Genomic DNA, 25,084 nt, shown 5'->3' with positions numbered 1-25,084 from the left:
AGCCTGGGCAGGCGCCAGACCAGATCGCCGTGGCGCTGGCGCAGCGTGTCGCTGATATAGTCGGTGGGCAGGGGTTCGAGCTTGCTCCAATCGAGCAGATCAAGCCACGGGGCATTGACGATGCCGTGAAACAGCCCGCGCACGATGGCCGGGTTGCTGAACAGCAGGCGGTAGCTGGCGTCGTGTTTGTTCACGTATGTGCCCAATAGGCAGTGACGAAGCATGAACTATAAGCACGCGCCATGCTGCCTGAGCTGGCGAGTGAACGAGTTGGTCCAGCCGGGGAAGTACTTGGCTTGAGCAGCCCGCGCCGTAGAGCGGCTGGGCGCGAATTATTCGCTCATGGCCAAGAATAGGTTGTAGTTGATAGCAAAAACTTTAGTACACTCAGCCACTTCGAGCCACTGAGCGACACCACTTGTCGTCGATTACTTCATGAGCCCTGGACTGAGCCTGTTGTTGCTGGCTGCGCTGGTTGTCGTGGCGGCATTCTTTTCTATTGCTGAAATCTCCCTCGCAGCTTCGCGTCGTCTGCGCCTTAAGCAGATGGTTGACGACGGCGACCCGCGCGCCGAGGCAGTCTTGCTTGTGCAGGAGCGGCCGGGCCATTATTTCACCGTGGTCCAGATCGCAGTCAATGCCCTGGCCATACTTGGCGGGATCGTGGGTGAGGGCATGCTGAGTGGCTATGCTGCCGAGGTCCTTGCCAGATGGATGCCTGCCGGCACTGCATCCACGCTGGGTTTCCTGGCGTCCTTCCTGCTGATTACTTCCATGTTCATCGTCTTGACCGACCTGGTGCCCAAACAGGTAGGCATGGCCGAACCCGAGCGGTTTGCGGTCCGCGTGATCGAGGTCATGCGCTTTTTGATGAAATTATTCAAGCCTCTGGTCTGGTTCTACTCGCGTCTGGCGGAGATTCTGATTCGCTTGCTGGGTTTGCCTTCTCAACGTGACGACCGGGTAACTTCGGACGATATCCTGGCGCTCGCCGAAGCGGGTGCCCGTTCGGGCGCCCTTGCGTGGGGTGAGCAGCAAGTGATTGAAAATGTATTCGAGCTGGACAGCCGCACCGTTCCGAGCGCCATGACCCAGCGCGACCGCATTGCCTGGTTCCATGTGGATGAGCAGGAAGATATCATACGCGCCAGAATTGCAGCTGAGCCCTATGCCACCTATCCGGTCTGTAAGGGCGATCTGGATCACGTGGTTGGCTATGTCGATGCCCGGATTCTGTTCCAGCGCCTGCTGAACGGGCAGTCCATTTCGCTGCAGAATGAATCGTTGATCCAGAAAGTGCTGGTCATTCCCGATCGCCTGACGCTGTCTGAAGTGCTGGCGCAGTTCCGGCAGGCGGGTGAGGACTTTGCGATTATCGTCAATGAATACAGCCTGGTCGTTGGTGTCGTGACGCTCAATGACGTGATGAGCACCGTCATGGGCGACCTGGTGTCGCCATGGGACGAGGAGCAGATTATTCGCCGGGATGAGAACTCCTGGCTGATCGATGGAGCGGCGCCCATCCAGGACGTCTGCCGTATGCTCGATATCGACGATATGCTGCTGGAAGATGACTATGACACACTGGCGGGCTTTCTGATGGTCAGCCTGCGGCGCATACCCCGGCGCACTGACACCGTTCTTTGGGGCGGCTATAAGTTTGAAGTGGTGGATGTGGATACTTACCGGGTCGACCAGGTACTGGCAAGCCGTATAGAGCCCGAGTCGACGGCGCCACCGCGAGCATAAGACAGGCGTGTGCCGGGATACGCGATTTCTTCGAGACGGTCTTTTTATCTGGGGTGGGTCAGGGTCAACTGAGCGATGTAGCCCGATCGAGTCTCTCCGGCTGACTTGGCCCTTTGGTCGAGTAGAGCCAATATACGACGGGGCAGGGTGATGTTCACGCGCTCGGTTGTGTCGTCTATTAGTGCTGGGTCAATTTCGGCGATCGCCCATATCCAGCCGTCGTAGTTACCGGTATTTTGTAGATCGGTGATGCTTGAAGGCTTAGGGATGGATTCGCCGTTGCTGATGGAGTCTTCAATCCACAGCGTGATGGCTTCCTTGGCGTTTTCAATAGCCTGGTCAATCCCTTCGTCGGCCGCCGAGAAACAGCCGGGCAGATCAGGGACAACAACGCCCCACGCGGTGGTGGGCTGAGTCAATAATCAGTCTTGCGCGCGATGCTGGACAAGCAAGTACTTACAGATTTCCGAAAAGCAAAACGCCAACCCTTGCGGATTGGCGTAAGTGCTTGATTTCATTGGTGCCGATGAGAGGAGTCGAACCCCCGACCTTCTCATTACGAATGAGCTGCTCTACCAACTGAGCTACATCGGCACGTTTTTCGCTAAGCCCGCTATTATACATATTTTGTTGTGCAGAGCTCTCTGGTATTACTACATTTGGCCATACGGCAAATTGCCCGATAATAACCTTGCTGCATTGTTGTTCCGGCTGGAGCATAACCAGGGCATTTCCGACGTGCAGGATATTAGCTTTTAGAGGTCAAAGACATGTTGGCTGAAAACACACGCTCCTGGATACATCAATGGCGAACCGAAGGCCGGCAGGAAGGTGAGGCCATGCTGTTGCAACGTCAGCTAATCAGAAAGTTTGGCCCGCTCTCGGAATCCGTTCAGCAGCGCCTGAAAGCGGCTACGCCCGCCGAGCTTGAGGCTTGGTCATTCAAGCAGGACGTGATGTTCACTATCATGGCCTGTCCGTAACCGAGGTTCGAGATCTCTGCGTTCTCCTCCTGCGAAACAATTTTCCAGAGCTGCGTGAAGAAGCGCCCCGGCAAGCCGAGTCGCGCCTCTTATGTCAAACGTTGAACGTTCGCTTTTACTCGCAGCCACCAGCAGCTCTTGGCCGAATACCGCCACGCTAATTGTCAACCATGCGTGGTCAGAGATTCTACCGTCAGCTTAAAACCCATGGCATGGATAACCTTGAACAGCGTATCGGAACTGGGCGCACGCTCTCCCGAGAGACTCTTGTAAAGACTTTCCCGAGACAGCCCCGTGTCCCGTGCCAACTGAGTCATACCCCGGGCTCGGGCAATGTCACCTAACGCTGCCGCCAATACTGCTGGATCGCCATCTTCCATTGCAACCTGGAGGTAGACGGCGATATCAGCTTCATCATTGAGGTAGTTGGATACATCAAACGGACGGGTCTTGATCTTGCTCATTTCGTAACTCCTGAGCCAAAGCCTTGGCTCGTTCAATATCTTTCTTCTGGCTGGATTTGTTGCCTCAGCCAAGCATCATAATTACTGTACTTCCGTGCAAGATGTAATACATTCGCCAACCTGGACCGAAGACTTCGCGCATTTCCCAAACGTTATCCACGACAGACTTATGGTCTCCAAGGTTGCCAAGCGACGCCTTTCTTAGACGAAGCTGTAGCCGCGCACGTGTTGTACGATCCTTTAAACCACCGAGCCACTGTATAAATTGCTCTGTTTCAATGATGCTGTACATAAACATATTGTAGCCTTGTGGCTACGATACGCAATAGCTATTTTGCACACAGACTAGGGGATGAGGCGATCTAGACCTATATTTTATTGACACAGACACTCTGGCCCGAACAGCAGCCAGAGACGGCTCCTGTCCGGCAACTGGCGAAAAATCACACCTCTGTCTGCTCCGCCATCTCCAGCGCATCATCAACTTCGTTCCCAAAGTATCGAACTGTATGAATACGGACTCATTAGTGATGACTAGTCTGATCGACGCCACTGTAAGCAAAGCCGGACAGGCCGAAATCGACCCATAGCGGAAATTCAGAGCTGATGAATGTGTTCTGCGGATACATTGCACTTGCCGTTCTTCCCGTCTACAATACAGGCATATGTCTAACATATGAAAGGAGTTCTCATGCGCACCGTATCCCTTTTCATGAATGGCAAGAACCAGGCCATACGCCTGCCGGTGGACATGGCTTACGAGGACGTATGCGAATTGGAAATATCCCGCGAGGGCGATGTAATCACTTTGCGTCCAGTCCGGCCAAGCTGGAAATCCCTGGCTTCCGGTAAGAAAGCCGATGCCGACTTCTTGCAGGAGCGTCAATCGGTAGTCGATGATGAAGGCAGGTGTGTATTTTGAGCACCTACATGCTCGACACAAACATTTGTTCGTTCATCATGCGTGAGATGCCCGCATCGGTCTTGCATCGACTGACACTTGTCAGCGGTCAGAAGCATCGCATCGTTATCTCTGCGATCACGTATGCGGAAATGCGCTACGGCCAAATCGGCAAAAAAGCCTCTGCCCACCATAAGACGTTGGTTGATGAGTTTGTGCTGCGGCTTGATGCAGTTTTACCGTGGGACAGACATGCCGTGGATGCGGCCACGGAAGTTAAGAAAGCACTCTCCGAAGCAGGCACACCGATTGGGCCGAACGATACTGCTATTGCAGGCCATGCAATTGCTGCATGCTGCATACTTGTGACGAACAACACACGCGAATTCTGCAGGGTTGCGAATCTCGTTTATGAAGATTGGGTCTGATACTGTTTTGCCGTGAGCGCCACGCAACCATTCGCTGACCTGGTTAACTCCATTCTGGCCGATTACAGCACACGGCACAACCGTTTATTCAAGCAAAGAACGCAGTTGATTGCCGAAGGCTATTTCGACTCCCACCGCCAGGCATCATCACACATATCCTGTATGGTTTTCCGCGCCCGCCATCCCAGTTTTTCGTAAGCCAGCTCAGTATCAGCCCAGCAGGCTGCTATATCGCCAGTGCGCCGGCCCACTATATCGTAGGCGATGGTTTTGCCGCTGGCCTGCTCAAAAGCCCTGATCATATCCAGTACCGAATAGCCCACGCCGGTGCCCAGGTTTACGGTCAGCAGGTCTTGCCGGGCCTGCAGGCAGTACTGCAAGGCGTGAACGTGGCCGTCGGCCAGGTCGGTGACGTGTATGTAGTCGCGCACGCCTGTGCCGTCGGGGGTGTTGTAATCGTTGCCGAAGACTTGTACGCGTTCGCGCTGGCCAGTGGCTACCTGGGCCACGTAGGGCATCAGGTTATTGGGTACGCCTTGCGGTGCTTCGCCGATCAGGCCGCTGGGGTGTGCGCCCACGGGATTGAAGTAGCGCAGGCGTGCGATGCGCCAGCCGGCTTCACTGGCATGCAGGTTTTCCAGTATGTCTTCCACCACCAGCTTGGTGTGACCGTAGGGGTTGGTGGCCGAGCGTGGGTGGTCTTCTGTCAGCGGCAGGGCTTGCGGGTCGCCATATACGGTGGCCGATGAGGAAAACACCAGGGTTCTGACCTGCGCGCGCTGCATGGCCTGCAAGAGCTGAACGCTGCCGTGCACGTTGTTGTCGTAGTAGGCCAGCGGCATGGCCACCGATTCGCCCACGGCCTTCAGGCCCGCAAAATGCAATACGGCGCTGACAGGCTGGGCGGCAAACAGGGAATCCAGCAGGGCGGCGTCGCGAATGTCGCCCTGAATGAATTCGGGCCGGGTGCCCGTAATGGTTGCAATGGCGTCCAGCACCTGTACGCTGCTGTTGCTCAGATTGTCCAGTATCAGAACGTGGTAGCCGGCCTGTTGAAGCGCAACGGTGGTATGGCTGCCTATAAAACCGGTGCCTCCGGTAACGAGTATGGTGGTCATTCCTCTTGATTCATTTTGATGGCCGATGGGAAGAGATCCCAGCAGGCGATGAACAGGGCGGCGAACAAGGGGCCGATTACAAAGCCATTCAGCCCGAACACGGCCAGGCCGCCCAGCGTTGAAACCAGGATCACGTAGTCAGGGATTTTGGTGTCTTTGCCCACCAGCAGGGGGCGCAGAACATTGTCGACCAGGCCTATGACCATTACGCCGAACAGCGTTAGCACCACGCCTTGCCAGATAGCGCCGGTGACCAGGAAATACACGGCCACAGGCATCCAGATAATGGCTGCGCCCACGGCGGGCAGCAAAGACAGGAAGGCCATCAGTACGCCCCAGAACAACGCGCCCTGTATGCCCAGAAACCAGAAGATCATGCCGCCCAGTGCGCCCTGGGTTGCAGCCACCACGATATTGCCCTTGACGGTGGCGCGCACCACGGTGGCGAATTTGCGAAACAGGTGCAGCTTGTGTTCTTCGCTTAGCGGAATAAGCGATCTGCTGTGGCGCGCCAGGTGGCCGCCGTCGCGCAGCAGGAAGAACAGCAAATACAGCATGACGCCCATGCCGATCAGGAACTGGAAGGTGTTCTGACCCACGTTCACGGCTTGCGAGGCCAGAAACTTGCTGCCTTCCAGCGCCATGCTTGAAAGCTTTTCACGCAGGCTCAGTACGTCGCCCACCCCGAAGCGCGTCAGTAGATCGTGCACGGAGCTGGGCATGGCGTTCATGATTTGCGCGAAATAGGCGCCTATGTTCAGCTCGCCCGAGCTGATGCGCTGGTAGACGGTAGCCCCTTCCTGCACCAGCGAGGCCGAAATCAGTATCAAGGGCAGAATCACGATCACCACAATGATCAGCAAGGTGATCAGCGCGGCCAGATTGCGCCGGCCCCCCAGTTTGCCCTGCAGACGGCGGTTTAGCGGCATGAAAATAATGGCCAGGATCGCGCCCCAGAAAATGGAGCCGAAATAGGGCAACAGTATCCAGATGAAGGCAATGCTGACCGCCGCCAGCAACAGCAGGAAGGAACGAAAATAAAGGTTGGAATTGTCCATCCGGTGCTCAATAGAGTGGCGCCAGGCGCAGATCGCCCATTCTATGCGAAAAAGATGCTTAGTCGCCAAGCAGTTCGGCCACGGGTTCCAGGTCTTCTATGTGCTGGGCAACAACTTTTACAACCATGACAATGGGTACGCACAACAACATGCCCCATACGCCCCACAGCCAGGCGCCAAACAGCAGCGCCACGAACACGGCGGTGGGGTTCATTTTGGCGATACGCCCGGTCATCCAGGTAGCCACCAGCATGCCCACAAAGCTGGCCATGCCCAGCGTAATGGCCGCCACCAGCAGCATCATGGAAAAAGAGTCGTACTGCATGAAGGCGGCAAAGCCCGTAACCGCAGCTGCCATCAGCGAGCCAAAATAGGGAATAACATGCAGCAAAGCGCCGGCCACCGCCCAGGCGCCGGCGTTTTCCAGCCCGATCAAATGCCAGACGGCCCAGCCGATCAGGCCCAGTAACACATTGGTGACCAGCAGCATCAACATATACTTTTGCACCGAACTGTTGATGTCGTCCAGAATCTGCACCGTAATCTTTTTGCGCGACAGCGACGGCCCGGTCAGCTTGACCAGCTTGCGCTTGAAGGTATTGCCCGACAGCAGCGCAAAAAATACCAGGAACAGCACCATGCTCATCTGGCCCAGGAAGGCGGCGGCGTTAAGCGAGCCCGTCCAAAGCCAGTCATTCAGATTGAACTCCGGCACGGCAGGGGCGGCAGGCGCGGGCAAATTCTGGCCGGCAATGGTGGCGTCGGGCGCGGCCGGGATGGCCGCTTCCTTCAGGGTATTAGCGGCGCTTCTTAGCTTATCCAGCGTGCTGAGCTCGCCATTATTCATGCGCTTGAACGCATTGGCCAGCTTGTACGTGGCAATGGGCAGCTCATCCACAATGTCGTCGGCCTGGTTATAGACCGAAATGACCACCATGGCGCTGGATCCCAGCAGCGCCAGCATGACCAGGCTGGTGGCCACAACGCGCGGCAGGCGCAGGCGCTCCAGCCAGCTGACCAAAGGGTTCAGCGTAAAGGCAATCAGCACACCCAGCACCAGCGGAATAAAGAAAGCCTTGGCCCATTGGAGCGCGAAGACCAGGGCAATGGTGGCCAGGATCGTCAAAGGCAAACCGCCCACTGGCGTACGATAGGCCAGTTCGGGCGCTATGGCGCTGAGCGGTACCGCATCGACCTGCTCAGCGCTTTGTTCTGCAGCACTGGTGGATGTTGTGGCCGGTGCCACTTTTGTAGGTTCCATCTGCGCCTTTACGAATGGCGGCTAGCGCCGCCAAAATTGTAAGAACAAGTTAGGAGTGTTCGCTATAGGGGTGAAATTGCTTCGTGTGCGGGTCGCGAGTGAACAGCACGCCTGTGCCCACCCCGAAATAGGCGCCGTGCAGTTCAAGCTTGCCCGCTTCCACCTCTTCGCGCACGGCCGGGAAAGTCATCAGGTTCTCCAGACTGTACTCCACCACAGCCCATTCCAGCTGCCGGATCCAGCCCTGACGGTCTTCACTGGGCGGGCCCACGCGCTCGGCAACCGGTGCGATCTGCGACATCCACTTGCCAATGAAATCCCGCTTGGACAAGGGCGCGGCATTGTTGGCGAAGGCGGCTACACCACCACAGCTGGCGTGGCCCAGCACCACGATATGCTTGACCTGCAAGGCATTTACGGCGAACTCGATGGCGGCACTGGTGCCGTGAAACGAGGTTTCGGTGTCGGGTTCGCAGGGCGGGACCAGGTTGGCGATGTTGCGAATCACAAAGATCTCGCCAGGGCCCGCATCAAAAATCGTTTCGGGGGCAACCCGGGAGTCGCCGCAGCCTATCACCATGATCTCGGGGTGCTGGCCGGAAGCGGACAGTTCCTCATAGCGCGCCCGCTCGCGGGCAAGCCGGCCGTTCAAGAATGATTGGTAACCAGAAGTCAGTCTGGATGGAAACACGTGCAGTCCTTTTTCTTTTTAATGGTGTCGTATTTTACTCCCAGCGGGGCTGGCTGGAGCCAAACAGCATCAGCATTGCAAAAGTGGAACAAGATGCAGTTACATTAGTTGCAATATGCAATAAAAAGAGAGAAGTAAAACAAATGACTGCGTTAGTATTCCCGTGCTGCGATAGGACGGAAATATGCGTTTGTTGTCATTAAGTGTACTTTTAGATCGGTTAATATTGCAGCGCAATAAGTGTGCGTCCGGCCAATCGTCTAGTGGCTGATGCGTTTCAAAGAATCTATTAAGGGCGTTTACCTTCAGCATGAATTCGGTCAGCTTGACACTAAAGAATGTAGAAGTCGCAGTAATTGGCTTGGGATATGTAGGCTTACCACTGGCAGTAGAGTTCGGTAAGAAGCGATCTGTATTGGGTTTTGACATAAATGCCAAGCGAATCGAGCAACTGGCCAATGGCATGGACAGTACGCTGGAGGTAGAGCCAGACGAACTGCAACAAGCCACCGGGCTACGCGTCAGCAGCCAAGTACAGGACTTGGCCGGCGCCAACGTCTACATTGTGACCGTACCCACACCTATAGATGCACACAAGCAGCCAGATCTGAGTTTCTTGCGCGATGTTAGTGCCATGATAGGCGACGTGCTTAAGCCGGGCGATATCGTAATTTACGAATCCACCGTATACCCGGGGGCAACAGAAGAAGAGTGCGTGCCCGAACTGGAAAAGGCATCGGGCCTGAAGTACAAGAAAGATTTCCACGTGGGTTATAGCCCAGAGCGCATCAACCCTGGCGATAAAGAGCACCGAGTCAGTACGATCAAAAAGGTGACGTCGGGTTCTTCGCCGGAGGTGGCTGATTTGGTTGATGCCTTGTACGGTGAAATTATTACCGCGGGTACCCACAAGGCACCCAGCATACGCGTAGCAGAAGCCGCCAAGGTTATTGAAAATACTCAGCGCGATGTAAATATTGCGCTAATCAATGAATTTGCCTTGATATTCAATAAGTTGGGGATAGATACGCAAAACGTGCTTGAAGCGGCAGGAACAAAATGGAACTTTCTGCCATTTCGGCCAGGCTTAGTAGGTGGCCATTGTATAGGCGTTGACCCTTACTACCTGACACATAAGGCCCAGTCTATAGGTTATCACCCGGAAATTATCCTGGCAGGTCGGCGTATCAATGATGGGATGGGGGCGTATGTAGTACAGCAACTAGTTAAAGCCATGGTCAAGCGCAGAATTCAAATTCAAGGTATGCGTGTTCTAGTTATGGGAATTACATTTAAAGAAAACTGCCCGGATATCCGTAATACGCGAATCATTGATATTTATGAAGAGTTGTTAGAGTATGGTGCGCAAGTGGATGTTTACGATCCGTGGGCTGACTCTCAAGAGGTAGCGCGTGAATATGGTGTGCAGTTGGTGCCTAGGCTCGGTACTGGTATCTATGATGGTGTGGTCGTAGCGGTAGGACATAAAGAGTTTAAAGAAATGAGTATTTCTCAGATTAGAAAATCAACTCGGCCAGAACATATACTTTACGACCTTAAAAGCGTATTTGATATTGATGATGTGGACTTACGATTATAGCTTGGAGCCCCAAGGAGCAAAAATAATTTGATTTTCTTTTTGCTTTTATTGGATGATTATATTTTGATTTAAGCTCAGAAAGATGTGGATCAATATGGCCTTTCCTAATTTTGATATGTTTTTCCAATGGGGAGGAGAATTTGCTTAAAAATATAAGAGCGAATGAGTTTGCTTCAGGATTTCTCATATATTTTTCATCAAATATCATAAATGCGATCATTCCATTTGCTCTTTTACCTATATTAACTCGCTATTTGATGCCTGAAGAGTATGGCCAGGTTGCGATGTTTCAAACATTGCTTGGAGCTTTAGGTGCATTTGTCGGATTGAGTGTGGTTGGCTCTGCTGGGCGTAAATATTATGACAGTAACATCACCAGACAGGAAATGGGCCAATATATTGGAGCCAGTATTCAGATACTTATGGTTAGTACCTGCTGTGCTTTAGCGATATTGTATGGCTTTCGTTCGACGTTCTCTAGGTGGTTAGGGCTTGAAGAACAATGGGTGCTATGGGCTGTGTTTGTCACGGCCGGTGTTGTCATCATGGGCTTAAGGCTAGGGCAGTGGCAAGTAAGGAAGCAACCTAAGCGCTATGGCGTGATGCAGGTATCGTACAGTCTTCTTAATATGGGGTTGTCGATAGCCTTAGTTGTTATAGTTCCCTATGGTGCTGACGGTCGTATTTCTGCTGAAATTATTGCTGCATCTACGTTTTGTTTCTTAGCTTTGATGCTCCTCAAACGGGAAGGGCTACTGACTTTGTGGGTCTGGAGACCTGATTTTTATAAGGAAATAATAAAGTTTGGTGTCCCATTAATTCCTCATGTTGGCGGGGTCTTTCTTTTAACGTCAGTTGATCGATTTGTAATTAATTCCAAATTGGGTATTTCTGATGCTGGTGTCTATATGGTTGCTGTTCAAATAGCTGCTGGAACTAATCTTATATTCAATGCTATAAATAAGGCGTATGTACCATGGTTGTTTGAGAGGCTAAAAAGAAATAATCTCGATGAATTAAAAAAAATCGTTCGCTATACATATATCTGGTTTGCTATTGTTTTTTTAGGGGCGATAGTTGGGTTTTTTGTTGGGCCATGGATTGTCGGATTTATCGCTGGGCCTAGATATAAAGAGGCAGAACAAGTTATTGGGTGGCTTTTATTGGGGCAAGCCTTCGGCGGTATGTATTTAATGGTAACAAACTATATCTTTTTTTCAAAGCAAACTGGTTTGCTATCTATTGCGACATTTATTTCTGGAATCATTAATCTGTTTTTGCTAATAGTATTGGTTAGTTATTTCGGATTGACTGGCGCTGCTGTAGCGTTTTGCGTTGCAATGGCAATTAGATTTTTATTTACATGGTGGGCTGCGCATAAACGTTACCCAATGCCTTGGTTTAATTTTGATTGATATAAATAAATATGTTAAATAATTCTACTATTCTTATTACTGGTGGAACCGGATCTTTTGGCAATACATTTGTTCCAATGACTTTAGCTAAATATAATCCTAAAAAGATTATTATTTTCTCGCGTGATGAGATGAAGCAATGGGAAATGGCTAAAAAGTTTCACAATGACTCTCGAATTCGTTTCTTTATTGGCGATGTGCGTGATAAGGAGCGACTTTATCGTGCATTAGATGACGTGGATTACGTAGTGCATGCAGCCGCGACTAAAATAGTTCCTATCGCAGAATATAATCCATTTGAGTGTATAAAAACTAACGTGTTAGGTGCAATGAATTTGATTGATGCTTGCATCGATAAAAAGGTTAAAGGTGTTGTTGCTCTATCTACTGATAAAGCAAGTAGCCCTATTAATTTATATGGAGCTACTAAGCTTACCTCTGATAAATTGTTTGTTGCAGGGAATGCTTATTCAGGAGAGCATGGCACCCGTTTTTCAGTGGTGCGTTACGGTAACGTTATGGGGTCTCGCGGCTCCGTTATTCCTTTTTTTATGTCTATTAAGGATAAAGGCGTACTTCCAATTACGGATGAACGAATGACTCGCTTCATGATTTCTCTTGAGGAAGGAGTGGAGTTAGTTTGGTTCGCCTTTGACGATATGGTTGGTGGCGAAATTTATGTGAAGCGTATTCCGTCTATGAAGATGACTGACTTGGCTAGAGTGGTTGCTCCCGAGGCTAAGCAGGAGGTGATCGGTATTCGTCCTGGTGAAAAATTGCATGAGCAGATGATTAGTTCAGAAGATGCCTATTATACCTATGAATATAAAGATTATTATAAAATTCTTCCGGTTATTAATGATTGGGCAAAATCTGCTGAACGTATTAAGGATGGAAGAAAAGTTCCCGAAGGTTTTGTCTATTCTAGTGATAACAACATGCAATGGATGACAGATCAGCAGTTACGAGTATGGATTGAATTAAATATGGAAAAAATTGGGAGAATTTGACATGATCCCATATGGCAAGCAGGATATTTCAGAAGCAGATATAGAAGCAGTAATCGCTGTTTTAAAATCTGATTTTTTAACTCAAGGGCCGATGGTGAGTCGGTTTGAGCAACGGGTGGCTACCCATGTTGGAAGCAAATATGCTGTAGCGGTAAATAGTGCGACTTCTGCTTTGCATGTTGCTTGCTTGGCTCTTGGCCTAGGAGAGGGGGATTGGCTTTGGACAACACCTATTACGTTTGTGGCCTCGGCAAATTGTGGAATCTATTGCGGTGCGCAGGTCGATTTTGTTGATATAGATCCAGATACTTATAATTTGTGTACAGAAGCATTGCAAAGAAAACTGGAAATAGCGGAACGGGAGGGACGTTTACCAAAAGTACTCGTCGCCGTTCATTTATGTGGCCAGTCTTGTGATATGGCGACAATTCATGCCCTGGGGCAACGTTATAATTTTAAGATTATAGAAGACGCTTCCCACGCGATTGGTGGTAAATATAAGGGTGATTTCATCGGCAATGGTTATTACAGTGATATCACGGTATTCAGTTTTCATCCAGTTAAAATTATAACAACTGCCGAAGGTGGTATGGCCTTGACGAATGATCACTACTTAGCAAGCCAGATGTCCCTATTGCGCAGCCATGGCGTTACTCGTGATCCACAGCTTATGACTCATCGATCAGATGGCCCTTGGTATTATCAGCAGATTGATCTTGGTTTCAATTATCGTATGACAGACCTACAGGCTGCACTGGGCGTCAGTCAGATGGATCGGTTGGATGAATTTATATCTACACGTCATAAATTAGCCGCACGTTACGATATATTACTGAAGAATTTACCGGTAATAACTCCATTGCAACACCCTGATAGCTATTCGGGATTACATCTGTATGTAATACGTTTACGTTTAGATGAGATACAGGCAAGTCATCGTCAAGTTTTTGAATCGTTACGTGAGTTGGGTATTGGGGTGAATTTGCATTATATACCAATTCATACTCAACCTTACTATCAGAAGATGGGATTTAGATCTGGCGATTTTCCTAATGCTGAACGATATTATGCCGATGCTATTAGTCTTCCATTGTTTCACACAATGACTGAAGAGCAGCAGAATCAAGTTGTCGCGGCGGTACGTAAGGTAACAGCAAGATGAGATTAGCAATTATTCCTGCTAGAGGAGGAAGTAAGCGCATTCCAAGGAAAAATATAAAAGAATTTTGCGGTAAGCCAATGATCGCCTGGACGATTCAAGCTGCATTCGAGAGTAATTGTTTTGATCAGATAATCGTATCAACTGACGATTGCGAAATTGCTATTGTGGCACGAGACTATGGAGCAGTAGTTCCTTTCATTCGACCATCAGAATTGTCGGATGACCAAACAGGAACATTGCCTGTGATACGCCACGCAATAGAATGGGTTAACGCGTGTAGCGGTGATCAAGTGGATCAGGCATGCTGTTTATACGCTACCGCCCCATTCGTTCGCGCTGAAGATATCAGGCGAGGCTTGACTGTATTAAATGATACGGGATGTAGTTATGTATTCTCAGTTACAAGCTACGGTTTTCCTATTCAGCGAGCACTTCGCCTGACGCCTGAAGGTCGAGTGATTATGTTTAGTCCAGACCATTTCAGTTCGCGATCTCAAGACTTGGAAGACGCCTATCATGATGCGGGCCAGTTTTACTGGGGAAAGGCTGAGTCATGGTTGCAGAGCCGAATGATTTTTGGGGAGGCCTCCGCTCCGGTGCTGTTGCCGCGCTACCGTGTGCAAGATATTGATACGCCGGAAGATTGGGAACGCGCGGAGTGGATGTTCAAGGCTATGAGAGGCAATTCAGATGAATAGCCGTACAGTTGCTTTTCGTGTAGATGCTTCGGTCGATATAGGAACTGGCCATTTAATGCGTTGCCTTACACTCGCTAATGCGTTGCGATTCAAAGGCTACCAAGCTCACTTTATATGCCGCGAGCACCCGGGACATCTGATTCATCTAGTTCAGCAGTCTAGCTATCAGATTCACGTATTGCCATATGCAAATGATAGCGAGGTTGATGACCTGCTTATACATTCTCATTGGCTTGGGACTACACAGTCCCAGGATGCTGCACTTTGTATTCAAATTTTATCGAATATTCGACCACAATGGCTAATTGTAGACCATTATGCTTTAGACATGCGTTGGGAGCAGGCATTAAAACAATATTGTAAAAAAATACTGGTTATTGATGATTTAGCTGATCGGATACATCAATGCAATATCCTTTTAGATCAAACATTGGGGCGTCGATCTGAGGATTATTGGCATTTGGTGCCGAAGGAGTGCAAGGTATTAAATGGTGCTAAATATGCTTTGCTACGTCCAGAGTTCAAATCCCTACGATCATATAGTCTTCAACGGCGGGATGGAACTTTATTGCAAAGTATATTAGTTAGTATGGGTGGAGTAGATAAAAATAATGCAACTGGACAGATTCTAGAGGCATTGAAAACCATAAAGTGGCCACTAGATAGCACTATTACTGTCATAATGGGGGGAACAGCCCCATGGCTTCAGTTCGTCCGAGAACAGGCGGAGAGTATGCCTATCGCAACGAAAGTTCTAGTTGATGTTAGTGATATGGCTAAACAGATGGCTAATAGTGATTTAGCTATTGGTGCGGCTGGTGCTACCTCATGGGAGCGATGCTGTCTCGGGTTGCCGACCATAATGATTGTACTCGCAGATAATCAGCTGAAAATCGCCGAAGGCTTACTATCTGTTAATGCAGTTAGCTTGGTGGAGAACACCCAAAATATATCATATGTATTACCGATTTTGATACGTGAGATACAGCGGAACCCAGCTCAATTGGCTCGCATGTCGCTAGCGTCAGCAAATGTGATAGATGGTGCTGGGGTTTCTCGGGTTATCAGGTATCTAGTGGAGTAAGTGGTGGAGCAATTGACGACTCATTTTATTCGAAAGGTTACGCGTGACGACCTAGAACTAATATTATGCTGGAGAAATCATTTTGATGTTCGAAAATATATGTATACACAGCACGAAATTTCGCTGGAGGAGCATATTAATTGGTTCGATCGAGCTTCAAAGGATACTGCTCGTCATTTACTGATTTTTGAAGAGAATAATATGCCATTGGGCTTTATTAATCTTCATTTGCTAGGTGAGGGTGGCATTGCTAATTGGGGATTTTATGTTGCGCCCAATGCACCTAAAGGCACAGGGTGGAAGCTAGGGCAAGATTTATTGCATTACGCTTTTGTGATTCTTGGGCTGCATAAAGTTTGTGGTCAGGTGTTATCTTATAACGAACGCTCTATTCGATTCCATCTGCGCCTAGGATTTCAGCAAGAGGGCGTTTTACGTGAGCAGCACTTTGATGGAAATTCTTATCATGCTGTTATATGTTTGGGCTTATTAGCGACAGATTGGCTAATAACTTTAGAGAGATAGATCATGTCTTCCATACCTTTTATTAATATAGCTGGCCGACGCATTGCTAGTGATACAACTCCCTTTATTATTGCAGAGCTTTCGGCTAACCATAATGGTAAGTTAGAAACGGCATTTAATATTATTGGGGAAGCTAAGAAGGCTGGTGCGGATGCTGTAAAACTACAAACTTATACTCCAGATACTATTACCTTAGATTGTGATTCGAAAGAATTTCAAATTCATGGAGGTCTTTGGGATGGTAAAACACTATATCAACTTTATCAAGAAGCACATATGCCTTGGGACTGGCATAAGCCTCTATTCGCATATGCACGTAAATTAGGTATAACGATTTTTAGTTCGCCATTTGATAGTAGTGCAGTAGACTTGCTAGAAGATTTAAATGTACCAGCATATAAAATTGCCTCCTTTGAGGCGGTAGATCTTCCATTAATTAAATATGTAGCTAGTACCGGTAAGCCAATGATCATCTCCACGGGTATGGCTGATATTGAGGAAATTGAGGAGGCAGTCGCATCCGCACGAGAGGGTGGTTGTCGCCAGCTTGCAATATTACATTGTGTTAGTGGCTATCCAGCGCCAGCGGACGACTATAACCTACGTACTGTCTCAGATATGATAGATCGGTTTGGTTTGGTTACTGGACTGTCGGATCATACATTAGACAATACAACAGCAATTGCTAGCGTAGCGCTAGGTGCATCCATTATTGAAAAGCATTTTACGCTAGATCGTAGAAATGATGGGCCAGACGATAGTTTCTCGTTGGAGCCAGCAGAACTAGCTGCTCTATGTCGTGATAGTAAAACGGCTTGGTCTGCATTAGGTGCGATTAATTATGGAAGAAAGTCAAGTGAGCAAGGAAATATACAGTTCCGCCGTTCGCTGTACTTTGTCCAAGATCTTGCTCCAGGCGAAGTGATTACAAGAAAAATGATTAGAAGCGTTAGGCCGGGGTATGGATTACCTCCAAAATTTATCGACGAAGTGATAGGAAAAAAGGTACGTTATGCTGTGAGTATGAATACGCCTGTTACGGAAGAAGTGCTGAAGTGATGCATTTGTATAAATCAATAGATAATATTCTGAAGCATCAGCCGGAAACTTGGCTTGCTTATCTGCATGGACAACAGTTGAGGAATATGCCTCATCTGACTCGAACTCCACCGCTCTTCAGAGGTCTATGGCTGCAGCTAGTAAAGTTCTTTTTAATCATGCTGCGCTTGTTTAGTTTTCGACGTGGATTAGATTGTTCAACAGCTAAGTTTTTATTTTTTTGCGGTTCACTGAATCAACAAAACTCACTAAATACGACAATTGAAAGCTTGAAAAATAGGGGAGAGAGTATTGTTATTGTTTCGACATCTAATTTAGCTCGAAATGAAGAGGCTGATCATTACTTATCTATACGTTTCAGTTTCTTGGATATATGCAATTCCTTAATATTGCTTGTAAAAAAAGGGCCGGCACTCTATCGAGAATTAAATAATATTCATCCAGTCGCAGTTAGCTGGTATTTTTCCAATTTTTGCTCTGTATATTTATATCTTTGTTATTTCTATAGAGTACTTGAAAGCCTTAGACCGGAGTTTGTAGTTACTGCTAACGATCATAGTGCGCCGAATCGCTGCATGCTGGCGGTAGCATGTGAGTTGAAAATAAAAACAGTATATATGCAACATGCCTCGGTAAGTAACTTATTCCCGGCATTGCAAGTACACTACGCCTTTTTAGACGGCCAATACGCTATGGATATCTATCAGAACTGTGTAAAAAACCGTGTACCTTCTGACAAGAAACCACCAAACACAAAGATTTTACTTACAGGACAGAAGAAAACTTTAACTCGTTCTTTCGCCTTAAAAAAAAATATTGTTGGAGTTGCGTTGAATGCTTTGGACCATGCTGACGATGCGATTAAGCTTGTAAAGAAATTATTAAGCCTAGATTTAACTGTTCGTCTGCGTTGGCATCCTGGGCAGTCTGATAGTGATATAAAAAAATATCTTACTGCTTTTCGGGGAGAGGCACGGGTTTCGTTGAGTAATCCGGTAAATGAGCCAGTAGCCGAATTTATGGGAAAAATTGGATGGTTAGTCGCGGGAAATAGTAGTATTCATCTGGAGGCGGCATTATCGGGTGTAATTCCAATATATTATACGATAGCAGGTTCAGATCTTCATGACTATTACGGGTATGTAAGACATGGTTTGGCAAGCTTGGCGAGAACACCAGAAGAGATCATTAAAATTGTAAATGAAACTAACGATACATATAACGATAATATCGAACCCATCCGTTACTACAGTAGTACGTATCTCACAGAGTGGGATGGAAAAGAAGGACAATTAGTTGCAGAGTGTTTAGTACGTATTTCTCGTAATCAAAGCCTACCAATTGAAATGGTTAGTTTAGACAATCCCACAAGTAAAGTTTCTATTTAGTATTGTATTGCGGATATATAGGAATAATCTGGATTGATTATTTAATTTATGGATAAAGTGCTAAATGAAATATACGCGATAAATTATAGCTCTGAAGGAGTGAGATTTAGTTCGGGTATAAGAATAATTTTTATTGTCCCTATTTTTGTTGCGCTTAATTTGATGCTGTTTATTGAAGCGGGACTACTTTATTATTTGAATAGTGCTGTAGTCGTATTTGCAACTATAGGAAGTTTGTATTTGTATAGGATCCACTATCAAGAGCTTATTTCTATAGTTCTATTGGTTGGGTCTTTATTCCTTTTTGGTGTGTTATGTGTTTATTTTGGTGGTAATGTTCCTGCGTATAGTTTATATATACCAATTATATCTAGTGGATTGCTTGGTTATTTATCGTTAAAGTATGACAAAGATAATATAATATTAAAAAGCTTGTATTATATTATTTTTGTTTATGCTTTCTTTATTATGTTGATGCTTCTTTTGGGAAGAGATCCCGATACTATTTGGCGGGGAAGCAGAAACTTGGGTAGTCAAGTATTTGTTGTTGTTGGTGCATTATTTGTTATTTATCTACCAATAAAAATCAGCTTAAAATTCTGGCGGCTTTTCTTTTTCATGATTTTCTTTATCTGCGTCTTGTTGATGGGGCGCTCTGGAATTATTGCTTCATTTTTATTGTTGATGGCAGCGTTATTAAGAAATTTCACGATGAGGTTAAATCTTCGAACCGGAATGATGCTGGCTTTTCTATTAGTCCTGACTTCTCTTCTTCTTTTTTATTTCGATGTGCTGTTAAGTTATCTAAATAGTTATTCCAATCTTGATTATTTAAGAGCCAAAGGGTTAGAAGACTCTTATCGTAGCGCTATGATAGCTGAATTTTTCCAAAATTATAGTTTGAAAGTATTTTTATTTGGAATTGATTTGTCTAAGCTTCCTTATATTTCTTCGTTTAATAATAATCCTCATAACGGATTTATTGCGCTGCACGCGAGGCTTGGTGTTTTGGCTCTTGTTCCGTATATGTTGCTGGCTTTGCTTGGAATAAAGTTATTTTCTAGAAAGCATTACGCAGCAGTATTGGCTTTAGTCGCGATGTTAATTAGATTCGGCACAGATAGCGTAGCGGGGATTGTACTCTTTCCCGTTATATTCTTGGCACTTTATTTTTGTGTTTTTGATAAACTGAAAAAAGAATAATGTTGGGAAACTTCGATTTGGAAAGATATGCGACATAGAAAAATACTGCTACATATCTGCAGTTATTATATAGGAAATAAGCTATATAGCAGCTTATTTCAACAATTAGAACAGAGTTTCGATCAGTTTGTATATATACCTGTCAAAAATTCGAGATTCGAAGGCGTAAATCAATTTGATTCGAATCGAACGAGGTTGTATTATGATGCTTGCTTGAAGTCTCATCATAGATATCTGTATGGCATCAAAATAAAGATGCAGGCTAAAAGAATTGAAGAAGTATTTCATCGGGAGTTAATGAAGATAGATTTAATTCATGCTCATACACTTTTTAGTGATGGAGGAAGTGCTTATCTTCTTTCGATTAAATACAATATTCCCTATGTGCTTAGCGTTAGAGCTACAGACATAAATTTATTTTATAAGTATGCTCTTCATTACAGAAAATTAGCACACAGAATTCTAATAAAAGCAGAGAAAATAATTTTTATTTCACATGCGTATTGCAATTATTTTCTACGTATTCTTCCTTTGAATATTCGAACGATTATTTGTGATAAATGTATCATAATTCCCAATGGAATTTCTGATATATTTTTTGATCGTGTTCATACTCATCGAAATTTGAAGTGTATCGAATTGATTACTGTAGCTAGTTTAAATAAGAACAAGAATGTTTCGATGCTGATAGATGTTGTTGCTATGCTTAAAAATAGAAACGCAAGTGTTAGTTTAAAAATTGTCGGGCATGGGCCTCAACTCCAGCAGTTGCAGCGTCGGGTCGAGAACAAAGGCCTGAATAATAATATTACTTTTTTAGGCTATGCCAGCCCTCATGTTCTTAAGACGTATCTAGATGCTAGTAATTTGTTTGTGCTTGTTTCATTAAAGGAAACTTTCGGTATAGCATATATTGAAGCGATAGCGCGAGGGCTACCTATTATTTATACGGAAAATCAAGGTGTGGATGGATATTTCGAGCAAGGTTATGTTGGATTTTCTGTGCGGCCAGACCGGCCTAATGAGATATGCCAAGCTATAGAAAAGGTGATAGATAATTATGAACGGATTAGCGATCAGTGCTTTGCGGTAGCATCACTTTTTTCTTGGGCGAGAATCGGAGCTGTTTATACCAATCTTTATTCTAACAGTATGGAGTCGGTAGCGGATGACTAGCTTAGTAAGACTTGGGGTTCGTTGATTTTTGAGTATCTGTTCGTCGTGACGGTGAAGGTGTAAGTCTGAGAGTAATGATGATTGGCTTATATTAGCTTTTCGGATCTATACTTAGGCAGGCTTTTAGGCGTTTTTATGTTATGGGGTTTTATGATTCAAAGTAGTATTGGTTGGTTTTTGACCTGATTTTCCCAATTGTCGATAATTCCTAGGCTAGATTTTTTCTACTGACAGAATTTTCCCATTCTATGTTGAATGCGTAGATCAAAATGAAGTATTCTTTGAGGCCACTACCCAGTTCGACCATTAGGGAACCTTAATGGATGTAGTCTATGGCCAGTCTCGCCTTTCAGTTTTCGGAATGATAATACTAGCTGGCCCTCGGGTGAAGGGCGACGTGAGGAGATTCTAGCTACAATGAAGGCCGCTGGCGAACATAGTTGCACCATATGCAAGAGCAGTTTAACGACTGCAATTGTTATGTTCGGACTCGTCGCGTATCGGGATGATTCCGAACCGATTGAACGTGATCAGCAGCGTCTGCCTAACGTGACGGGCCAATGTGGGTTGAGGTTTAGTGAGAGCGTCAATTGTTCCGTGCGAAGGCTTTCGCTTCGAGTTGGTCACGATGCCTATATCTACTTGGTCAGTGTATGCAGAAAAGAGTATTTGCACTCCGCTTTTGGATGGATGCTGTCTAGCGCGCTATTTATTTACGGAATAGTCAAGCCGCAGGAGTTGCACCCTTTAATCTGGATGACGTAATGGCGCATAAATCATATTCTTGAGTAACGGAGAAATCCAGAATTTGATTAGGGGAAATGCCGATTTGGCACTTACATTTGAATTTAAAATACTTATCTTTAGAGCAGTTAAATGATGGCTTTATGGTAATTTCTGGAAATCCATACGACAGGTATACCCTGTACGAAGCTGAAGCATTGGAACAGGTGTCAATTTTTAATTACTGCGTTGCAACTGTCATCGCGGATCTTAGCTATTCTCGTATTGAAGTATCTCACACAAGAGTGCTGCCTGGCCATAAATGTCCGATTTTGTTAATAGTGACTAACTAATATTTATATACCTAAAGTGATATATGAAAATAGTTTACCTGCATCAATATTTTAAAACACCTGATATGGCGGGAGGAACTCGCTCATATGAAATGGCACGGCGATTAGTTTCGTGGGGGCATGAGGTGCATATCGTAACGTCCAGAGCAGAACTTCGTGCTGAGGCTCTGGATTGGCATACGGAGCTAATCGATGGAATTAATGTGCACTGGTTTAATAATTCCTATAATAATACCATGGGATTCTATGCTCGTATCAGATCTTTTTTTAGGTTTGCTTATGCTGCAGCAAAGAAATCTGCACTGCTGCGAGGGGATCTTGTCTTTGCAACTAGCACACCGCTAACTATTGCATTGCCAGGAGTATATGCTGCCAAGAAAAGTAAATGTCCTATGGTTTTTGAGGTTAGAGACTTGTGGCCAGAGGTACCGATTGCGTTGGAAGTAATTAAGAATCCATTATTAATCTACGCTTCTCGAGCTCTTGAGCTATTTGCGTATAAGAACTCGGCGCATATAGTAGCTTTATCTGAGGATATGGCTAACGGAATAGTTAAGCGTGGGATAGAGCGTAATAAGGTTTCGGTTATTCCTAATAGCGCTGATTTGGATTTATTTGATCCAAATCACATACGGCCAGGATTATTTAAAATGTTGAAGCCGGAATTATTGCGAAGGCCTATGGTTTTATATCCTGGAACCCTAGGAAGGGTGAATGGAGTTTCTTATCTAGTTCAACTAGCGGAGGCTGTTCGTCCATTAAATAGTGATATTTCTTTTGTGGTAATTGGAGAAGGTGCCGAGCTAGATAAAGTAAAAAAATTGGCTGTACAGAATGGGACACTTGGGTGCAATTTTTTTCACTTTCCTCCTATGCCTAAAGTGGAGCTTGTTAATGCTTTTCGAGATAGTGTGGCGATAATTTCACTTGTGATAGATGTGGAAGCATTAGAAGCGAACTCTGCTAATAAGTTTTTTGATGGCTTGGCTGCTGGCAAACCAATCATAATTAATCATGGTGGATGGCAAAAAGAACTTATCGAAGTCGAGTCTTTGGGGGTGGTGTTACCGCGGGATGTGACTGAGGCAGCATTGGTGCTTTCGAGATTTCTAAAGAATAAGGACTTGGTGCATCAATCAGGGGAGAATGCGAGGAGAATAGCGAAGGACAGATTTTCTAGAGAAGATTTGGCGAAGAGGCTTGAAAAAATATTTATTCAAGTTTGTTCGGGTTAAGAGTGTTAGTTTATTTTATATTTTAGATGTTGATAAGTGTGTAACTCTGATTTTGATTGTTAGATATATTATTTTATGTTTAAACGCTCGATAGATATTTTAGTTTCGACGCTTGCGCTGCTGTGTTTATTACCTATTTTAATGGTGTTAGGCTGGTTGATTTATCGTAATTTAGGTTTTCCTGTTTTGTTTCGTCAGGTCCGTCCTGGCCTTGGCGGCAAACCCTTTCAAATGGTGAAGTTTCGCACCATGAAGGATGCTGTTGATTCCGAGGGAAACCCATTGCCCGATTCTGAGCGACTTACATCTTTTGGGAAGTTCTTGCGCTCTTCCAGTCTGGATGAGTTGCCCGAACTTTGGAACGTGCTCAAGGGCGACATGAGTCTTGTTGGCCCGCGTCCTTTGCTTATGGAATACCTGTCTTTATATTCGCCTGAACAATATCGTCGCCACGAGGTAAGACCTGGTGTAACGGGCTGGGCGCAAGTCAATGGGCGTAATACTTTGTCGTGGGAACAGAAATTCGAGCTTGACGTCTGGTATGTGGATAATCGATCGTTGGCACTGGATTTGAAGATACTTTTTCTGACAGTTAAAAAAGTAATCGTGCGCGATGGCATCAGTGCTGATGGTGAAGCAACAATGTCTCGTTTTACTGGATCGCAACACAATAAATGAGGTGAGAGATGTTAGACAATTTGATTGGTGTATATGGAGCTAGCGGGTTTGGCCGTGAAGTAATGCCGGTGCTGCGCACGCAAGTGGCTGGTTTGTTTGCTGATAAGTCTAATAAATTTGTTTTTGTTGATGATGGCGGCCAACAAAACGAGGCTAACTCGTACCCAGTTATGTCTTATGACGACTTTGTGAATATTTCCGCCAAGCAAAAGCACATTGCCATTGCGATTGCAGATGCGAATGTTAGAGCAAAGCTGGCTCTGCGCTGCGAAGAGGGCAACATTCATCCTGTTCAAGTGCAGGCAGACAATGTAATGGTGCTAGACAATGTGCAGATTGAACGCGGCGCCATATTGTGCCCATTCGTTTGCATTACATCTAATGTTGTAATTGGAAAGTACTTTCATGCGAATATTTATAGTTATGTAGCCCATGACTGCGTAATTGGTGATTATGTAACATTTGCGCCGGGTGTCAAATGCAATGGGAATGTTCATATTCATGATCATGCATATATAGGTACAGGTGCAGTATTGAAACAAGGTGTGCCTGGCAAGCCCTTGGTAATTGGTGAAGGGGCGGTAGTGGGTATGGGGGCTGTCGTTACTAAAGATGTCCCTGCGGGCGCCGTAGTGGTAGGGAACCCCGCCAAGCCGTTTGTCAAGAATTGAGCGGATATCCACGGCTGGGCTAGCTTTATTATTGCATAATTAACAATTGCTAATGTTTGTTGACATTGTTATGACATCAACGCGTGATCTAATTGGTAAAGTAACGGGTGGGTGTTAAATACTTTGGGCAGTTATTTTTATCAATAGTTGGAGGTTTTATGACAACTTTTATTGCTAAATCGCTAGGCGCCGCAGCATTGGCGCTGTTTTCGGTTGCTGCCGTAGCGCAGGGCAATGCTCCTGCGGGTTCGGCTGCTGGCGGCGTTAGCGTAGCCGGTACAACAGTTCCGGCTGCAGCGGTTGCGGCTGGCGTTATTGCAGCGGCTGCCGCGGTTGCCGCCGTAGCGCAATCTACTGATAGTGGCGGTACTTCTTCCCACAGCCATCACTGATCATCTTGGCTAAACGCATCCGGCCCGGGTCAGGGCCGGATGCTTCATAAGGCGTTATA

The 25,084-nt window shown here is 46.4% G+C and carries 27 protein-coding genes and 1 tRNA gene; 19 read left to right on the top strand and 9 right to left on the bottom strand.

Annotated features, from left to right (window positions below; all coding sequences use genetic code 11):
• On the bottom strand, window positions 1–194 hold a 194-nt coding region (locus LKR43_RS14600; protein WP_227684940.1), incomplete at its 3' end, for an Rpn family recombination-promoting nuclease/putative transposase.
• Window positions 195–435: 241 nt separating this feature from the next.
• Between LKR43_RS14600 and LKR43_RS14595 the strand changes: the two genes are divergently transcribed.
• A complete protein-coding gene (locus LKR43_RS14595; protein ID WP_227684939.1) occupies window positions 436–1,749 on the top strand; it encodes a hemolysin family protein in 1,314 nt (437 codons plus the stop codon).
• A gap of 44 nt (window positions 1,750–1,793) precedes the next feature.
• Here LKR43_RS14595 and LKR43_RS14590 read toward each other — a convergent pair whose 3' ends face one another.
• Together LKR43_RS14590 and LKR43_RS14585 are read right to left on the bottom strand one after the other, a co-directional pair.
• Window positions 1,794–2,168, bottom strand: a complete 375-nt coding sequence (locus LKR43_RS14590; protein ID WP_227684938.1) for a type II toxin-antitoxin system HicB family antitoxin — start codon at window positions 2,166–2,168, stop codon at window positions 1,794–1,796.
• 99 nt (window positions 2,169–2,267) lie between these two features.
• Window positions 2,268–2,343: transfer RNA gene (locus LKR43_RS14585), tRNA-Thr, on the bottom strand.
• Window positions 2,344–2,519: 176 nt separating this feature from the next.
• Between LKR43_RS14585 and LKR43_RS14580 the strand changes: the two genes are divergently transcribed.
• Window positions 2,520–2,732, top strand: a complete 213-nt coding sequence (locus LKR43_RS14580; RefSeq protein ID WP_227684937.1) for a DUF4351 domain-containing protein — start codon at window positions 2,520–2,522, stop codon at window positions 2,730–2,732.
• A 164-nt stretch (window positions 2,733–2,896) separates the two neighbouring features.
• Here LKR43_RS14580 and LKR43_RS14575 read toward each other — a convergent pair whose 3' ends face one another.
• The gene (locus tag LKR43_RS14575) at window positions 2,897–3,196 is read right to left on the bottom strand and encodes an addiction module antidote protein (protein ID WP_227684936.1); all 300 of its coding nucleotides are present in this window, start codon (window positions 3,194–3,196) and stop codon (window positions 2,897–2,899) included.
• Window positions 3,197–3,260: 64 nt separating this feature from the next.
• Window positions 3,261–3,488, bottom strand: coding sequence for a type II toxin-antitoxin system RelE/ParE family toxin (locus LKR43_RS14570; protein WP_370632127.1), 228 nt, complete (start codon window positions 3,486–3,488; stop codon window positions 3,261–3,263).
• A gap of 399 nt (window positions 3,489–3,887) precedes the next feature.
• Between LKR43_RS14570 and vapB the strand changes: the two genes are divergently transcribed.
• Both vapB and LKR43_RS14560 read left to right on the top strand, forming a co-directional pair.
• The gene (gene vapB, locus LKR43_RS14565) at window positions 3,888–4,118 is read left to right on the top strand and encodes a type II toxin-antitoxin system VapB family antitoxin (RefSeq protein WP_227684935.1); all 231 of its coding nucleotides are present in this window, start codon (window positions 3,888–3,890) and stop codon (window positions 4,116–4,118) included.
• Window positions 4,112–4,525 (top strand): type II toxin-antitoxin system VapC family toxin, encoded by a 414-nt coding sequence (locus LKR43_RS14560; RefSeq protein ID WP_227684947.1) that lies wholly within the window; start codon window positions 4,112–4,114, stop codon window positions 4,523–4,525. The genes vapB and LKR43_RS14560 overlap by 7 nt, the downstream gene beginning before the upstream one ends.
• A 119-nt stretch (window positions 4,526–4,644) precedes the next feature.
• Here LKR43_RS14560 and galE read toward each other — a convergent pair whose 3' ends face one another.
• The 4 genes from galE to LKR43_RS14540 are packed head-to-tail and all read right to left on the bottom strand — an operon-like array spanning window position 4,645 to window position 8,653.
• Complete coding sequence (gene galE, locus LKR43_RS14555) at window positions 4,645–5,643, bottom strand: UDP-glucose 4-epimerase GalE (RefSeq protein ID WP_227684934.1); 999 nt, start codon at window positions 5,641–5,643, stop codon at window positions 4,645–4,647.
• Window positions 5,640–6,701, bottom strand: a complete 1,062-nt coding sequence (locus tag LKR43_RS14550; RefSeq protein ID WP_227684933.1) for an AI-2E family transporter — start codon at window positions 6,699–6,701, stop codon at window positions 5,640–5,642. Before LKR43_RS14550 ends, galE begins: the two co-directional genes overlap by 4 nt.
• A gap of 58 nt (window positions 6,702–6,759) precedes the next feature.
• Entirely contained in the window at window positions 6,760–7,962 is a 1,203-nt protein-coding gene (locus tag LKR43_RS14545; RefSeq protein WP_227684932.1) for an AI-2E family transporter, read from the bottom strand.
• Window positions 7,963–8,011: 49 nt separating this feature from the next.
• Window positions 8,012–8,653, bottom strand: coding sequence for a carbonic anhydrase (locus LKR43_RS14540; protein ID WP_227684931.1), 642 nt, complete (start codon window positions 8,651–8,653; stop codon window positions 8,012–8,014).
• Window positions 8,654–8,963: 310 nt separating this feature from the next.
• Between LKR43_RS14540 and tviB the strand changes: the two genes are divergently transcribed.
• The 15 genes from tviB to LKR43_RS14465 all read left to right on the top strand — a co-directional run bounded on the left by tviB (window position 8,964) and on the right by LKR43_RS14465 (window position 25,025).
• Window positions 8,964–10,253, top strand: coding sequence for a Vi polysaccharide biosynthesis UDP-N-acetylglucosamine C-6 dehydrogenase TviB (gene tviB / locus LKR43_RS14535; RefSeq protein ID WP_227684930.1), 1,290 nt, complete (start codon window positions 8,964–8,966; stop codon window positions 10,251–10,253).
• 140 nt (window positions 10,254–10,393) lie between these two features.
• The gene (locus LKR43_RS14530) at window positions 10,394–11,668 is read left to right on the top strand and encodes a lipopolysaccharide biosynthesis protein (protein WP_227684929.1); all 1,275 of its coding nucleotides are present in this window, start codon (window positions 10,394–10,396) and stop codon (window positions 11,666–11,668) included.
• Window positions 11,669–11,679: 11 nt separating this feature from the next.
• Entirely contained in the window at window positions 11,680–12,678 is a 999-nt protein-coding gene (gene pseB / locus LKR43_RS14525; RefSeq protein WP_227684928.1) for a UDP-N-acetylglucosamine 4,6-dehydratase (inverting), read from the top strand.
• Between the two features lies 1 nt (window position 12,679).
• Window positions 12,680–13,840, top strand: a complete 1,161-nt coding sequence (pseC, locus tag LKR43_RS14520; protein ID WP_227684946.1) for a UDP-4-amino-4,6-dideoxy-N-acetyl-beta-L-altrosamine transaminase — start codon at window positions 12,680–12,682, stop codon at window positions 13,838–13,840.
• Window positions 13,837–14,538: a pseudaminic acid cytidylyltransferase gene (gene pseF / locus LKR43_RS14515; protein ID WP_227684927.1), complete on the top strand. Its 702-nt coding sequence runs from the start codon at window positions 13,837–13,839 to the stop codon at window positions 14,536–14,538. The genes pseC and pseF overlap by 4 nt, the downstream gene beginning before the upstream one ends.
• A complete protein-coding gene (gene pseG / locus LKR43_RS14510; protein WP_227684926.1) occupies window positions 14,531–15,622 on the top strand; it encodes a UDP-2,4-diacetamido-2,4,6-trideoxy-beta-L-altropyranose hydrolase in 1,092 nt (363 codons plus the stop codon). The genes pseF and pseG overlap by 8 nt, the downstream gene beginning before the upstream one ends.
• A gap of 3 nt (window positions 15,623–15,625) precedes the next feature.
• Window positions 15,626–16,147 carry a UDP-4-amino-4,6-dideoxy-N-acetyl-beta-L-altrosamine N-acetyltransferase gene (gene pseH, locus LKR43_RS14505; RefSeq protein WP_227684925.1) on the top strand — a complete coding sequence of 174 codons (522 nt, stop codon included), beginning with the start codon at window positions 15,626–15,628 and terminating at the stop codon, window positions 16,145–16,147.
• Window positions 16,148–16,150: 3 nt separating this feature from the next.
• Complete coding sequence (gene pseI, locus LKR43_RS14500) at window positions 16,151–17,206, top strand: pseudaminic acid synthase (RefSeq protein ID WP_227684924.1); 1,056 nt, start codon at window positions 16,151–16,153, stop codon at window positions 17,204–17,206.
• On the top strand, window positions 17,203–18,594 hold the full coding sequence (locus tag LKR43_RS14495) for a hypothetical protein (RefSeq protein ID WP_227684923.1): 1,392 nt from the start codon (window positions 17,203–17,205) through the stop codon (window positions 18,592–18,594). Before pseI ends, LKR43_RS14495 begins: the two co-directional genes overlap by 4 nt.
• 48 nt (window positions 18,595–18,642) lie before the next feature.
• Window positions 18,643–19,797, top strand: a complete 1,155-nt coding sequence (locus LKR43_RS14490; RefSeq protein ID WP_227684922.1) for a hypothetical protein — start codon at window positions 18,643–18,645, stop codon at window positions 19,795–19,797.
• A gap of 213 nt (window positions 19,798–20,010) precedes the next feature.
• Window positions 20,011–20,973: a glycosyltransferase gene (locus LKR43_RS14485; RefSeq protein ID WP_227684921.1), complete on the top strand. Its 963-nt coding sequence runs from the start codon at window positions 20,011–20,013 to the stop codon at window positions 20,971–20,973.
• Window positions 20,974–22,072: 1,099 nt separating this feature from the next.
• Window positions 22,073–23,284 carry a glycosyltransferase family 4 protein gene (locus tag LKR43_RS14480; protein WP_227684920.1) on the top strand — a complete coding sequence of 404 codons (1,212 nt, stop codon included), beginning with the start codon at window positions 22,073–22,075 and terminating at the stop codon, window positions 23,282–23,284.
• Between the two features lie 75 nt (window positions 23,285–23,359).
• Entirely contained in the window at window positions 23,360–23,962 is a 603-nt protein-coding gene (locus LKR43_RS14475) for a sugar transferase (RefSeq protein ID WP_227684919.1), read from the top strand.
• An 8-nt stretch (window positions 23,963–23,970) separates the two neighbouring features.
• The gene (locus LKR43_RS14470; protein WP_227684918.1) at window positions 23,971–24,633 is read left to right on the top strand and encodes a NeuD/PglB/VioB family sugar acetyltransferase; all 663 of its coding nucleotides are present in this window, start codon (window positions 23,971–23,973) and stop codon (window positions 24,631–24,633) included.
• Window positions 24,634–24,791: 158 nt separating this feature from the next.
• Entirely contained in the window at window positions 24,792–25,025 is a 234-nt protein-coding gene (locus LKR43_RS14465; protein ID WP_227684917.1) for a hypothetical protein, read from the top strand.
• Window positions 25,026–25,084 lie beyond the last annotated feature (59 nt).

Source organism: Pusillimonas sp. MFBS29 (assembly GCF_020687695.1).
Classification (GTDB): Bacteria; Pseudomonadota; Gammaproteobacteria; order Burkholderiales; family Burkholderiaceae_B; genus Pusillimonas_C.
The sequence above is the reverse complement of the archived record's forward strand: the minus strand, read 5'-3'. Positions and strand labels throughout refer to the sequence as shown.

What these genes read in the sequence shown, in the direction of transcription:
- pseG (WP_227684926.1), top strand. Translation starts at nt 14,531, where the DNA reads ATGAATAGCCGTACAGTTGCTTTTCGTGTAGATGCTTCGGTCGATATA.
- pseB (WP_227684928.1), top strand. Translation starts at nt 11,680, where the DNA reads ATGTTAAATAATTCTACTATTCTTATTACTGGTGGAACCGGATCTTTT.
- LKR43_RS14465 (WP_227684917.1), top strand. Translation starts at nt 24,792, where the DNA reads ATGACAACTTTTATTGCTAAATCGCTAGGCGCCGCAGCATTGGCGCTG.
- vapB (WP_227684935.1), top strand. Translation starts at nt 3,888, where the DNA reads ATGCGCACCGTATCCCTTTTCATGAATGGCAAGAACCAGGCCATACGC.
- pseI (WP_227684924.1), top strand. Translation starts at nt 16,151, where the DNA reads ATGTCTTCCATACCTTTTATTAATATAGCTGGCCGACGCATTGCTAGT.
- tviB (WP_227684930.1), top strand. Translation starts at nt 8,964, where the DNA reads ATGAATTCGGTCAGCTTGACACTAAAGAATGTAGAAGTCGCAGTAATT.
- LKR43_RS14595 (WP_227684939.1), top strand. Translation starts at nt 436, where the DNA reads ATGAGCCCTGGACTGAGCCTGTTGTTGCTGGCTGCGCTGGTTGTCGTG.
- pseC (WP_227684946.1), top strand. Translation starts at nt 12,680, where the DNA reads ATGATCCCATATGGCAAGCAGGATATTTCAGAAGCAGATATAGAAGCA.
- pseF (WP_227684927.1), top strand. Translation starts at nt 13,837, where the DNA reads ATGAGATTAGCAATTATTCCTGCTAGAGGAGGAAGTAAGCGCATTCCA.
- LKR43_RS14580 (WP_227684937.1), top strand. Translation starts at nt 2,520, where the DNA reads ATGTTGGCTGAAAACACACGCTCCTGGATACATCAATGGCGAACCGAA.
- LKR43_RS14480 (WP_227684920.1), top strand. Translation starts at nt 22,073, where the DNA reads ATGAAAATAGTTTACCTGCATCAATATTTTAAAACACCTGATATGGCG.
- LKR43_RS14475 (WP_227684919.1), top strand. Translation starts at nt 23,360, where the DNA reads ATGTTTAAACGCTCGATAGATATTTTAGTTTCGACGCTTGCGCTGCTG.
- LKR43_RS14550 (WP_227684933.1), bottom strand. Translation starts at nt 6,701, where the DNA reads ATGGACAATTCCAACCTTTATTTTCGTTCCTTCCTGCTGTTGCTGGCG.
- LKR43_RS14570 (WP_370632127.1), bottom strand. Translation starts at nt 3,488, where the DNA reads ATGTACAGCATCATTGAAACAGAGCAATTTATACAGTGGCTCGGTGGT.
- galE (WP_227684934.1), bottom strand. Translation starts at nt 5,643, where the DNA reads ATGACCACCATACTCGTTACCGGAGGCACCGGTTTTATAGGCAGCCAT.
- LKR43_RS14490 (WP_227684922.1), top strand. Translation starts at nt 18,643, where the DNA reads ATGGATAAAGTGCTAAATGAAATATACGCGATAAATTATAGCTCTGAA.
- LKR43_RS14470 (WP_227684918.1), top strand. Translation starts at nt 23,971, where the DNA reads ATGTTAGACAATTTGATTGGTGTATATGGAGCTAGCGGGTTTGGCCGT.
- LKR43_RS14545 (WP_227684932.1), bottom strand. Translation starts at nt 7,962, where the DNA reads ATGGAACCTACAAAAGTGGCACCGGCCACAACATCCACCAGTGCTGCA.
- LKR43_RS14575 (WP_227684936.1), bottom strand. Translation starts at nt 3,196, where the DNA reads ATGAGCAAGATCAAGACCCGTCCGTTTGATGTATCCAACTACCTCAAT.